General features: G+C 64.1%; 12 protein-coding genes. 9 read left to right on the top strand and 3 right to left on the bottom strand.

What is annotated here, in order from left to right; genetic code table 11:
* The first annotated feature begins 1 nt into the window (after position 1).
* The 5 genes from ACGYLY_RS14325 (at position 2) to ACGYLY_RS14305 (ending at position 4,751) form a co-directional block, all read left to right on the top strand.
* The gene (locus tag ACGYLY_RS14325; RefSeq protein WP_395280919.1) at positions 2-769 is read left to right on the top strand and encodes an ABC transporter ATP-binding protein; all 768 of its coding nucleotides are present in this window, start codon (positions 2-4) and stop codon (positions 767-769) included.
* Positions 766-1,464 (top strand): ABC transporter ATP-binding protein, encoded by a 699-nt coding sequence (locus ACGYLY_RS14320; protein WP_395280920.1) that lies wholly within the window; start codon positions 766-768, stop codon positions 1,462-1,464. The genes ACGYLY_RS14325 and ACGYLY_RS14320 overlap by 4 nt, the downstream gene beginning before the upstream one ends.
* Positions 1,461-2,474: a branched-chain amino acid ABC transporter permease gene (locus ACGYLY_RS14315; protein WP_395280921.1), complete on the top strand. Its 1,014-nt coding sequence runs from the start codon at positions 1,461-1,463 to the stop codon at positions 2,472-2,474. The genes ACGYLY_RS14320 and ACGYLY_RS14315 overlap by 4 nt, the downstream gene beginning before the upstream one ends.
* Before the next feature lie 139 nt (positions 2,475-2,613).
* Positions 2,614-3,747, top strand: a complete 1,134-nt coding sequence (locus tag ACGYLY_RS14310) for a branched-chain amino acid ABC transporter permease (RefSeq protein WP_395284101.1) — start codon at positions 2,614-2,616, stop codon at positions 3,745-3,747.
* Positions 3,747-4,751 carry a 3-oxoacyl-ACP synthase gene (locus ACGYLY_RS14305; protein ID WP_395280922.1) on the top strand — a complete coding sequence of 335 codons (1,005 nt, stop codon included), beginning with the start codon at positions 3,747-3,749 and terminating at the stop codon, positions 4,749-4,751. Before ACGYLY_RS14310 ends, ACGYLY_RS14305 begins: the two co-directional genes overlap by 1 nt.
* 10 nt (positions 4,752-4,761) lie before the next feature.
* Here ACGYLY_RS14305 and ACGYLY_RS14300 read toward each other — a convergent pair whose 3' ends face one another.
* Positions 4,762-4,920: a hypothetical protein gene (locus ACGYLY_RS14300; RefSeq protein ID WP_395280923.1), complete on the bottom strand. Its 159-nt coding sequence runs from the start codon at positions 4,918-4,920 to the stop codon at positions 4,762-4,764.
* A 98-nt stretch (positions 4,921-5,018) separates the two neighbouring features.
* Between ACGYLY_RS14300 and ACGYLY_RS14295 the strand changes: the two genes are divergently transcribed.
* Together ACGYLY_RS14295 and ACGYLY_RS14290 are read left to right on the top strand one after the other, a co-directional pair.
* The gene (locus ACGYLY_RS14295; RefSeq protein WP_395280924.1) at positions 5,019-5,894 is read left to right on the top strand and encodes a hypothetical protein; all 876 of its coding nucleotides are present in this window, start codon (positions 5,019-5,021) and stop codon (positions 5,892-5,894) included.
* Between the two features lie 205 nt (positions 5,895-6,099).
* Positions 6,100-7,641, top strand: a complete 1,542-nt coding sequence (locus ACGYLY_RS14290) for a stage II sporulation protein M (protein WP_395280925.1) — start codon at positions 6,100-6,102, stop codon at positions 7,639-7,641.
* A gap of 7 nt (positions 7,642-7,648) precedes the next feature.
* Here the strand turns inward: ACGYLY_RS14290 and ACGYLY_RS14285 are convergent, their stop codons facing one another.
* Both ACGYLY_RS14285 and ACGYLY_RS14280 read right to left on the bottom strand, forming a co-directional pair.
* Complete coding sequence (locus ACGYLY_RS14285; RefSeq protein WP_395280927.1) at positions 7,649-9,328, bottom strand: potassium channel family protein; 1,680 nt, start codon at positions 9,326-9,328, stop codon at positions 7,649-7,651.
* A gap of 98 nt (positions 9,329-9,426) precedes the next feature.
* The gene (locus tag ACGYLY_RS14280) at positions 9,427-10,116 is read right to left on the bottom strand and encodes a hypothetical protein (RefSeq protein WP_395280928.1); all 690 of its coding nucleotides are present in this window, start codon (positions 10,114-10,116) and stop codon (positions 9,427-9,429) included.
* 236 nt (positions 10,117-10,352) lie between these two features.
* Between ACGYLY_RS14280 and ACGYLY_RS14275 the strand changes: the two genes are divergently transcribed.
* Both ACGYLY_RS14275 and ACGYLY_RS14270 read left to right on the top strand, forming a co-directional pair.
* Positions 10,353-11,312, top strand: a complete 960-nt coding sequence (locus ACGYLY_RS14275; protein ID WP_395280929.1) for an ABC transporter ATP-binding protein — start codon at positions 10,353-10,355, stop codon at positions 11,310-11,312.
* Positions 11,309-12,157 (top strand): ABC transporter permease, encoded by an 849-nt coding sequence (locus ACGYLY_RS14270; RefSeq protein WP_395280930.1) that lies wholly within the window; start codon positions 11,309-11,311, stop codon positions 12,155-12,157. The genes ACGYLY_RS14275 and ACGYLY_RS14270 overlap by 4 nt, the downstream gene beginning before the upstream one ends.
* The last annotated feature ends 22 nt before the right edge of the window (positions 12,158-12,179 follow it).

Here is a 12,179-nt window from a genome sequence, read left to right as displayed (position 1 = left end):
CATGCTCCGAACCACGGGGCTGACACGGCGGTTCGGCGGCTTGGTCGCCGTCGATGACGTGGATTTCTCGCTCGGCGAGGGGGAACTGTGTTCGCTCATCGGGCCGAACGGGGCGGGCAAGACGACGTTTTTCAACCTGCTGACCGGCGTGCTCGCGCCGAGCGAAGGCCGTATCGAATTTCGAACGAACGGGTCGTGGCGGGACATCACGGGGACGGAACCGCACGAGACGGCGCGACTGGGCCTTCACCGCTCGTACCAGATAACGAACGTCTTTCCGACGAGTTCCGTCCTCGAAAACGTTCGCGTCGCGGTGCAGGCACACGGAGCGGGGTCGGCCAACCCGATTCGGAACGCGGGCGCGTTTCCCGAACACATCGAGGAGGCCCACGCGATTCTGGAACGCGTCGAACTCGGCGACTTCGCCGAAACGACGGCGGGGAACCTGAGCCACGGGCAGGCGCGTCAACTGGAAGTCGCCATCGCGCTCGCGGGCGATCCGGACGTCCTTTTGCTCGACGAACCGAATGCCGGTGTCTCCTCCGAGAGCGTCGGAACGATAATCGACCTCATCGAGGACGTGGCGGAGGACCACGCCGTCCTGCTGGTCGAACACAACATGGACATCGTGATGCGCGTCAGCGACCGCATCGTCGTGTTGAATCAAGGGTCGGTCATCGCCGACGACACGCCCGAATCGGTCCGCGACGACCAACGCGTTCAGAGAGCGTATCTCGGCGGCTACGAGACGGCGGAGGGAATCGCATGAGCCTCCTCACGGTCGAGGACGCACACACCTACTACGGCGAGAGTCACGTCCTGGAGGGCGTTTCGATGGAGATCGATGCGGGCGAAGTCGTCGCCCTTGTCGGCCGAAACGGCGTCGGCAAGACGACGACGCTCCGGACCATCCTCCAACTGACCCCGCCGCGGCGGGGGAGCGTCCGGTTCCGCGGCACGGAACTGATCGGGAAGAGCACCCACGAGGTCGCGGAGATGGGAATCGGTTGGATTCCCGAGGAGCGACGCATCTTCGCGCAACTCTCCGTCGAGGAGAACGTCCGAGTCGCGGTGCCGAAAGGGAACGCCGTGACCGATGCACTCTCGCTCGCGTTCGAAACGTTCCCCGACCTCGAAGCCCACCGCGACCGCGAGGCCGGAAATCTCAGCGGCGGCCAACAGCAGATGTTGGCCCTCGTCCGCGGCCTCGTCGGGGAGAACGACCTCCTGTTGGTGGACGAACCGAGCGAGGGACTGGCCCCGCTCATCGTCGAATCGGTCGCCGAAGCGCTTTCCGAGGCGGCGACCGACACCACGCTGTTGCTGGTCGAACAGAACCTCCCGTTGGCGCTCGACCTCGCGGACAGGTTCTACGTCCTCGATACTGGTCGCGTCGTCGAACGGGGTGACGCGAACGAGGTATCGACGGACGACGAGCGACTGAGGAGGTATCTCTCGGCATGATGGAACTCGTCCCGCTTGCGGGCATCGGAGGCGCGCTGGGGGATTTCCTCCGACCGTCGACGCTCGCGTCGGTGTTTATTCAGGGACTGGCGAAGGCCGCGCTGTACGTGATGATAGCGAGCGGCCTGACGCTCATCTTCGGCCTGATGGGCGTGTTGAACTTCGCCCACGGGTCGCTGACCATGCTCGGCGCGTACCTCGGCGGATTGGTGATGGTCGCGTTCGTCTCCGCCGGAGGGGGTTCTATCGCGCAGTTGGCCCTGTTCTTCGTGGCCGTCGTGGTCGTCTTCGGCCTGCTCGCTGGACTGGGAACAGCCGTCGAGGTCGGTCTCATCCGCAAACTGTACGACAGGCCGCCGGTGTACCAGATCCTCCTCACCTTCGGACTGACGCTCGTGCTGAACGAACTGGTCCGAATCGCCGTCCTGTTCTACGGCATGCAACCCCAGACCGCGTGGCAGGACGCCTTCGGAACGAAGCCCGGCTTCCTGACCACGCAAATCGGCCTCGCCGGAATTTCGGTGAGCGGCCTCGCGCTGTTCGAAATCGCGTTCGGCGTCCTCACCGTCGCGGGGATCTGGACCTTTCTGACCCGAACCCGCTACGGTCTCGTCATCCGCGCGGGAAGCGAGGACGCGGAGATGACGGAGGCGCTCGGCATCGACGTTCGCCGCGTGTTCACCGTCGTCTTCGCGCTCGGAACCGGGTTGGCCGGAATCGCTGGCGTCCTCCTGATGTGGGACCCGAAGTGGGGCGCGAGCGTTCCGGTCGCCTCGGAAGCACTGCTTCCGGCGTTCGTCGTCGTCATCGTCGGCGGCCTCGGGACGTTCCGAGGGACCGTCGTCGCGGCACTCATCGTCGGCATGGTCGACGCGACGACATCGTGGTGGTTCGTCAACGCCATCGACTTTGCTGGACTGCCCGAGATGACCATCTTCCTCATCCTCGTGGTCGTCCTCGTCCTCCGCCCGCAGGGCCTCTTCGGCGTCGAGGAGGTGGGTGGCCATTAGCACCGAAACCGGGACGGACGCGGGGCGGTCGATTTCGGAGACGGACGCGTCGTGGGTCAAGGAGTACGCCCGCGATCATATCGTCCACCTCGTAGTCATCGTCGTCCTCGCCGCGTATCCCGGCCTCCATCACCTGCTGGTGAACTCGCCGTTCGGGACGGAGGCGGCGACGCTCCTCCCGCGCGTGGAGACGATGATACCCGTCCTCTACTTCGGCCTGTTCGCCATGTCGTTCGACTTCATCAGCGGCTACACGGGCTACCTCTCGTTCGGTCACGCCGCGTTCTACGGGACCGGCGCGTACTTCGTCGTCCTCACTGCGAACGACAAAATTCCGCTCCTGCCCGCCGGAACGCCGTTCATGGTGTCGCTCGTCGTCGCGGGACTCGTGGCCGTCGTACTCGCGCTGGCCATCGGAGCCGTGTCGTTCCGCCTGACGGGGGTCTACTTCGCCATGATAACCCTCGGCTTCGCGCAGGTGTTGTACGTCTTCGTCCGCGGGTGGGATTACGTCGGGTCGAACCCGCGCGACGGCATCTTCCTGAACGGGGCCAACGGCCTCAACGTCGGCATCCCCGGCGTCGATTCGCTGAACCTCGCCATCGGGGCGCTGACGGGAGACGAGGTGTCGCTCGGATTCGTCCACCTCGGCCAGACGGCGGTGTCCTACTACATGATCGGTCTCGTGGTGCTCGTCTGCTACTTCGCCATGCAGCGAATCATCCACTCGCCGTTCGGCAGGGTGATGGTCGCGATCCGCGAAAACGAGGAGCGGGCCGTCGCCGTCGGCTACGACACCTTCCGGTACAAACTCGGCGCGTTCGCCATCAGCGCCTTCTTCGCGGCAGTGGCGGGCGGTCTGCTTGCAGGGTACGAGCGAACCGTCTCCCCCGACGAGTCGTTCAACTTCCTCGTGGCCGGGGACGCCCTGTTGGCCTCCATCATCGGCGGGTTCGGGACGCTCGCCGGACCCCTGTACGGCCACCTGTTCGACGAGACGGTCCGCGAGTTCCTCTCGAAGGACGGCGGCGGTCTCCTGCCGTACCTCAGGACCCACCTCGGGTCCGGGATCATGGGAACGACGATTTACAACGGCCTGACGGTACAGGGAGCCACCGAGACGTTCCTGAACGGCCACGCGAGTCTGTACGTCGGCGCGCTGTTCGTGCTGTTCGTGTTGTTCGTTCCGAACGGCCTCCTCGGGTCGCTGCGGGACCGACTCGGTGGTCCCGTCGCGAAAACGATTCCCGCGCGATTGTGGAGGAATCGGTAATGGTCGGACTCACGGGCTACGGACTGTACGTCCCCGAGGACACCGTGACGGGCAAGAAAATCACCCGAAAGAGCGGTATTCCCGAGGACGTCGTCGTCGAGAAGATGGGCATTCGCGAAAATCACGTCTGTCCGCGGGACGGCGACCACGTCACGGACATGTGCGTGAAGGCGGCCGAACGGGCGCTTTCCCACGCTGACATCGAGGCGCCGGACCTCGACGCCGTGTTGTATCACGGCAGCGAGTTCAAGGATTTCGTCGTCTGGAGCGCCGCCGCGAACGTCGCCGATAGAATCGGTGCCGAAAACGCGTTCGCGAGCGAGAGCTACGCGCTCTGTGCGGGAGCGCCCATCGCGCTTCGGGGGGCGAAAGCGACCCTCGTCGCCGACACCCCGGAACGAGTCCTGCTCGTCTCCGCGAGTCGGGAGGAGGACCTCGTGAACTACGAGAACGAAGACGCCTCGTTCATGTTCAACTTCGGCAGCGGTGCGTGTGCGATGGTGCTCGAAGAAACGCCCGAAACTCCGCTCGCGACGGTTCGGGAGAGCGCCGCGATAACGGACGGGAGTTTCTCGGAGGACGTGGTGATGCCCGCGGGCGGGTCGCGGAATCCACCGAGTCACACGACGGTCCAGTCGGGTCTGCACGCGCTGAACGTCCCCGACCCGGACGGCATGAAGGAGCGACTGGCCGAGGTCAGCCTCGATAACTTCCTCGACGTGGCCGACACCGCGCTCTCGCGGTCGGACTACGACCGGGACGACCTCGATTTCGTCGCGCTGACGCACATGAAACGGTCGTTCCACGACTCCCTCTGCTCGACGCTCGGCGCGTCGAACTACTATCTGGACGAGTTCGGCCACGTCCAGAGCGTGGACCAACTCCTCGCGCTGGACGCCGGCATCGAGAACGGGTCGATCGAATCGGGCGATGTCGTCTGCTTCCTCGCCGCCGGAACCGGGTACACGTGGGCAGCGACGGTGTTGGACTGGTGCGGCGAGTAGCCGACTCGGCTCACTCCTTCGGGTAGCGCACGTAGGGGCCCGGAAGCAGGGCACGAAGCGAATAGGCCCGCCGCGGCGGTTTCTCGTCGTCCGACTGCTCGGTTTCCGCGTCCGGCCGTCCTGCTTCGCGGCGCGCCGTCCGTTTCCAGTCGATTCCAAAGGTGCTCATATCACAGGGAGAATACTTCAGATGACTTTATTATGCGCTCGATAACCGCGAGACAGGACGGGAACGAATTGAAATACGGAGGTGACTAATCGTATACCATGTCCGTATGGTCGGCCCGTTCACGCCGGCGTGCCGTCGCGTTCGTGGTCGGATTCCTCGTCCCCCTCGTGGTCGTCGGCCAGCGCGTCCGGTCGGTGGTCCACCGAACGCGAGACGTTCCGTTGAGCCCGCTCGTCGCCCGAACGCGGGTAGGTTCGGACTACCTGCGACGGCACGGGGTTACGACCGGCGTGAACCTATCGGGTGAGATGGACGACATGGGGGAGTTCGCCCGCCCCGACTTCGACCCCGACGACGTCCATCCCGAAGTCCGCCGGTTCTACGAGCGCACCGCGGACTACGACATCTCGTATCGGGTACGCTGGCACCGCGGCTTTCGGGTCGGGGCGGCGCTCGCCGCACGACTCACGAGTCGAATCGAACAGCTCAATCTGCCCGGTCCGTGGCAGTCGTCCGGCGAAACCCTCACGAGCGAACTCGTCGCCATCGATCCGGACGACGACCCGCGGGACGGTGCGCGGGCGTGGATTCGAACGGACGATTCCGGAACCGCCGTCTTCGTCGCCATCTACGCCAGTCACGTCAGGGACGCGAATCGCTACGTCAACATCGCCGTCCCGCTGCCGTGGTCGAACCTGAGCACCGTTCTGCACGTTCGGACGCTCGACGCGTCGGACGGAAACGAACGTGGGAACGGGAACGCGAGCGAAAACGGAAACGCGGGTATCGAACTGACGACCGAAACGGAAACGGGCGACGAGGGGTTGTACCTCCGCACGCCGTTCGGCGCGGTTCCCCTCCCGATGGACCAGCGCTTCCGGGTGGTTCCCGACGGCGACGGTATCCACGCGGAACACGAGATGTGGGTGTTCGGTCGGCGGTTCCTGACCATCGAGTACGACGCGGACCGCTAATCTGCGTTCGGTATCGTTCGTACCATCGCTATCATCGGAACGGTCGATAGCGTCATCACCTTCGGTACGATCGGCTCTATCGGGACGTTCGTTACCGCCGTTCCGATTTCCACTCCCATCGCCGCTCTCACAACCGCCGCGATATCCCGCCGTCGCCGCAATCACCACCGCCACACATATCTAATTCGAGTGAGATTTTCACCGTATGAAGTTTAGCGACGCTAGCTCGTCGGTACGAGCAGTCCTCCTCGGCCGCCCGGCGTCGGTCCTCCCGCTGTTCCTCGCCGGTGCGAGCATCAACCTGATGGCACAGACGTTCCCGATAGTGGGACTCGTGCTGGCGTTTCTCCTCCTCGCCGGAACCGGGCGACTCGACGCCGTGTTCGCCGCGTTTCGACGGACGAATTTGAACGGAATCGAGACAGATCCCGCCGCCGTAGAGCGACTTCGGGACGCGGTCATGGGCGTGTTCACGCCCGAGGTTATCGTCCTCCTCGTCGCGTCCTTCCTGTGTAGCCTCGTCGTCGTGTTCGTCGCTCGCGCTCTCGTCGGCGCAGCGCAGGTACACGCCGTGACGGCCGCCCTGCGGAACGCAAGCGCGGGTGCGAGCGACGAATACGACGTGGCTACCGTTCCCGTCCCCACGGCGCTTCGAACCGAACGGGCGATTAAGGCCGGAATTACGGGAACGAAGCGGGACGGAATCGCGTTCGTCCTGCTCTCCCTCGCTCGAATAGTCGCGGTGCTCCTCGTTTTCGTCGCGTTCGGGGTCGTGGAGGCTGCGTTGTTGAGCGCCGGCACCATCGTCAGCATTCTCGGTTCGTTCCTGCTGGCCGTCGCGCTCTTTTTCGCCCTCTTCGTCGTCTACCTGCTGTTCCTGTTCGTCCCGCAGGCCATCGTCGTCGACGGCGTCGGCGTTCGCGGCGGACTGCGGCGAAGCGGCGGGTTCATTCGAGGTCACAAGGCCCGCGTCGCCGGATACATCATCGTCGTGGTCGCGTCGTTCGGCGTGTTCGGTGCCGTGGCCGCCGGATTGAGTTTCCTCGGAGTCAGTCGAGTCGCCGCCGTCCTCCTCTTCTTCGGGGTGCTCCCCGCGCTCTCCGTGCTGAAGACGGCGCTGTACCTCGATGCTACACCGACGGTACCCCGCGGTCGGGGGTCGGTCCGCGGCGCGTTCGGTCGCGGAATTCGCGAACTGTGGACGTTCCTCGAACGAAAACCGCTCCTCGTTCTCGCCGCGCTCTCGCTCTTCGCGGTCGGCGGCCTCGGCGGGTGGGCGGCCGTGCGACCGTTCACGCTCGAAAGCGTTCGCCCCGACTTGACGAGCAACGTGTTCGGGACGTTCCCGCTGGACGTGTTCGTCAAACTCGCCGCAAACAACTGGTTCGTCGCCATCTCGGCGGCGTTCGCCGGTCTCGGGTTCGGCGTCCCGACGCTCGTCGCGCTCCTGTTCAACGGCGCGGTGGTCGGGGCCGTCATCGGCCTCCTCCCCGACCCGACGTTCGCCCTCGCGCTCATCCTTCCCCACGGAATCATCGAAATCCCCGGCCTGTCCGTCGCGGGCGCGCTCGGCCTCCACCTCGGCGGCGTTTCGTGGTCCTACGTTCGAGGCCGGTCGTCGGCCGACGCGTTCGCGGCCGAACTCGTCCGCGCGTACTACGTCCTCCTCGGCTTGCTCCCCGTCTTCATCGTCGCGGCGTTCATCGAGGCGTTCGTCACGTGGTGGGTCGCCTCGGCGGTCGTGTGAGAGCGACTCACTGTGCGATTTCGGCGAACTCGTTCGTGTCGTCGTCGGTTCCCGCGATGATGAGTTGGTCGTCGCCGCGAATGACGAAATCGGGACCCAAATCGGTGATGACCTCGCCGTCCCGTTCGACGGCGATGACGGTACACCCCGTCCGGGTTCTGACCGCGGCGTCCCGCAACGTTTGGCCGGTCAACCGCGGCGCGGTCGTCCGGAGGATTTCTATCTGCTTGTCGGGCGAGATTATCTCCTCGCCTTCGAGGATGGTCGAGGCGAGCATCCGCCCGCTGACGGTTTCGAGCGCAAGGACGTAGTCCGCACCCGCGCTGTAGAGCTTTCCGATGTTGTCCGTCTCGTTCGCTCGGGCGACGATTTCGATCCCCGGCGCGAGTTCGCGCGCGATGAGCGTGGCGAAAATCGTCGTCGTGTCGTCCGCGAGCGCGAGGATGAGCGCGTTGGCGTACTTCACCCCGGCTTTCTGTAACACGCTCTCGTCGGTGACGTCGCCGAGCACGTCCACGCCGTCCTTGTCGGCTTTGTCGACAACCGTGGTTCGCATGGACTTCGACTCCATGGCCTCCTCCACCGTCGAACCGACTTCGCCGTACCCGGCGACGATGACCGACCCGCGAATCGGTCCGCGACCCTCCGAAAGGGTCATCTCCTTGAGTCGTTCGAGTTGGGCTTCCCGACCGGCGACGAGAAGGATCGTGTTACCGTCCAGTTCGGCCTCAGGGGAGGGAGAGCTCTGAAACTCCCCGCGTCGCCACAGGCCGATGATGCTCGCGCCGGTTCGTTCCCGGATGCCGCTTTCGTCCAGCCTCGTACCGTCGATTTCCGACCCGGCCTGAATGGATAGCTCGACGATTTCGAAGTCCTCGCCGATGGTCACGGTTTCGCCGAGGTCGGCGGTCACGGACGCCGTGACCTTCTCCGCGAGGCTGTGACCGAGGAGGTGACGCGGCGAGATGACTTGGTCCGAACCGGCGTACTGGAGATAGTTCGTCAAGTCGGGATTTTCGACGAGGGTAATGACGCGAACCGAATCGGACACCTCGCGGACCGCGAGCGCGATACTGGCGTTCTGCTCGTCCGTCGCGTCCGCGACGACGGCGTCCGCGTCCTCGACGTGGACGTTTCGGAGCGTATCCGCCGATTCGGGGTCGCCGTGGACGACGGTGATGTTACGCTCGTACAAATCGAGGGCCTCCTCTCGATCCCGAACGACGACGACGTATTCGCGGCCCCACGACCGAAACTCGTCGATGAGCGTCTCGGCGCGGGGGGAGTAGCCGCAGATGACGATGTGGTCCTCCACGTCATCGAGGGTCGTGGGGGGACTGACTCGAAGCGCCTCCTGCACCCACGGCGCGACGAACACGGGGAGTGCCATGAAGATGAGAATCACGCCCGAAATCTGCATCGTCACCATGAGCAATCGCATCTGTGGCGTCGTCCATTTGTCCGCATCGACCCCGTAGCCGGTCGTGGTGAACGTCTCGATGACGACGGAAAACGCCTGTAGAACGGTCCGCGGTGTGTCCTCGAACATCGCCATCCCCCACATGTACGCGAACGTGTACAGCACGAGTACCCCTGCGAACGATGCGAGATAGAGAAACGCCCGACGTCGCTGCCGTGAGACTGTTGGAAAGACGGTAAACGGAACGCGCCCGGGTCGGTCGACCATTATCGTAAGACTGTAAGTCGGATGACTTCATTCTGCCGTCCTCGGATGGAATCGACGCGAACGGTACCGGCGAGAACTCCCGACGAGAGGGGAAGTTCCTACGCCGATTCGCCCAACCACCCCATCCGATTCCTGACCGTCGGCACGGCGACGTTCCGGAGGACGTGATAGGTCATGATGAGGGTCCATCCGGCGACTCCCGCGAAAATGAGGAGGAAGATGACCTGTTGAATCACGGTGATGCCGCCCCGCCAGATGCTCGTGCCGAGGAGCATGTCCGAGAGCCAAAACAGGGTGCTCACGGCGACCGCGCCCCCGCCGAGCACCATCGCGGCGTTCGCGCGTTTTACCCATCGATTCAGTTCGAGTCGTTCGCTGGTTTCGGCCGCCACTTTCCGTTGCGTTTCCGATTCCGTCCGGAGTTCGAGTCGGTGGAGCGATTCCACGTCCACGAACGCTCCGTTGTCGGTGAGGTCCTCGCCGCGCGAACGGGCCGTCGAAATCAGTTCCTCCCGCTCGATTCCCCGAAGTTCACGGAATCGCTCGACCGTGAGATACGTCTCCGCCAGCGCGTCACGTACCTCCTCGTCTGACATCGAATCGAGCGCCATCTCGAACTGTTCGTCCGGGTAGTCCGACAACAGTTCGAAATCGAGGAGTCCCGATCGAACCCGCTCCCGAATCCGTTGCTGGTCCCGGCGCTTTTTCTCCTCGTCGAGGTCCGCAAACTCGTTTCGGAGTCTTCGGCGCTGTGTCTTCGTGAGCAACGACGCCGCTTTCCGTGTCATACATTCAGATAGTCAGTTAGGATAATATATCCCACGGTCGAACGGGGTTTCGCGCCGACGTGCGTGACGACTCGCAATACATCGTTCGCCGGGGTCAAAACTGATGACGTCGCCTCGAACTGCCGCCGTATTCTATGTGTAGAGCGCCCGAGATGGGTGTATCTCGATATCACGTCGAGAGCCGTCGGTGAACGGTGTCGCCCGTTTAGTACGGAACTCCCACGACGTTACATCGAATGCCAGCAATCGAAACGAACGAGTTGTCGAAGCGCTACGGAGACGTAACCGCGGTTGCCGACCTCGACCTTGTGGTCGAGGAGGGTTCGACATTCGGCTTTCTCGGACCGAACGGCGCCGGAAAATCGACTACGATAGACCTGCTTCTCGGGTTTCTGCGACCCACGGGCGGGAACGTCACCGTTCTCGGTCGTGACCCGACGACGGACGCGAAATCGGTTCGGTCCCGGCTCGGCCTCCTCCCGGACGACTTCGAACCGTATCGAAACCTCACCGGGCGACGGCACGTCGTGTCGGCGATTCGGACGAAAGGGGCGGACGACGACCCCGACGCCGTCCTCGAACGGGTTGGATTGTCGCCGGAACAAGCCCGTCGGGACGCCGGTGGCTACTCCAAGGGGATGACCCAACGGTTGGGATTGGCCGTTGCCCTCGTCGGCAACCCCGACCTGCTCATTCTGGACGAACCGTCCTCGGGCCTCGATCCGAACGGCGTCAAACTCCTCCGGCGGGCCATCGACGAGGAGAGCGAACGTGGTGCGACGGTGTTCGTCTCTTCGCACCTCCTCGACCACGTCGAGCGGGTCTGTGACCGGGTGGGAATCATGCGCGAGGGGTCGCTCGTCGCGACGGATTCCATCGAGAACCTCCGCGAGCGCTTGGGAGCGAACGTCGTCGAAGCTACCGTCGGAAGCGTTCAAGACGCGACTGCGGTCCGACGCATCGACGGAGTCACTGACGTGTCCGTTTCAGGGAACCGGATTCGAATCGCGTGTACCAGACAGGAGACGAAAACACGGGTACTGGTCGCACTCGACGAACTGACGACCGTGGAGAACGTCGAGACGAGGGATTCGTCGCTCGAATCGGTGTTCGATGAGTTCGCAGGGGGACGGGACGATTTCGACGAGGCGAATCACCTCCGCGGAATCGCCCCCGAGGGAGGTGAGCGACGATGAGTACCTACACCGTCGCACGGGACGATTTCAGGAACAGCGTCGGGTCGCTCGTCGTGCTGGGCGTCGTCGCGGCATTGGCCGCCATCGTCGCGCTCACGTTCGCCGCCGAGAGCGGGCAGTACGACGACCCGTATCGGACGTTGTTCGACGTGACACAGGCGATCATCCTGCTCGGGCCGGTTTTAGTTGCGCCGCTCGCCTACCAGTGCATCGTGGACGAGCGAACCAGCGGGCGTATCACGTTCCACATGGGCCTCCCAAACAGTCGTGCGGAGTACTTCTCGGGGAAACTCCTCTCCCGGTTCGGCGTCGTGCTGCTCGCCGTGGGGTGTAGTTCGGTCCTCGGGTTCGGCGTCGCCGCCCTGACTTTCACGAACACGCCGGACGTCGGCCGATTCGCCGTCTTCACCGCCGCGACTGCGCTCTACTTGCTCTCGTTCGTGAGCATTTACTTCGGCATCTCCGCGCTAGTGACCGGTCGCACGACGGCGATGATGGGCGCGCTCGCCATGTACTTCCTTCTGATTCCGTTCTGGGGCGGATTCACCCCGTTCGTCAACCTCGATACCCTCCTCACCGGCGTTGGAAACTTCCTCGGGACGCCGCTTACCGATGCGACGAGGGAATCGATACGAACCCTCTCACCGTGGAAAGCTTACGGCGGTTCGACGGCCTCGATGTACGCGGACATCGGCGGAGAGTATCAGCGATTACCCTCGATTCCGCCGGGGAAGATGGACGACGTGTACCGACAAACGGCGAGGAACGTCCTCGCCCTTCTCGGGTGGTCCGTCGCGTTCCTCCTCGTCGGCTACGCGAAGTTCCGGACGGCGGAGTTGCGCTGAACCGCCATCCATCGGTCGTAGT

The organism is Haladaptatus sp. CMAA 1909, from assembly GCF_043952005.1.
Lineage (GTDB): Archaea > Halobacteriota > Halobacteria > Halobacteriales > Haladaptataceae > Haladaptatus.
The sequence above is the reverse complement of the archived record's forward strand: the minus strand, read 5'-3'. Positions and strand labels throughout refer to the sequence as shown.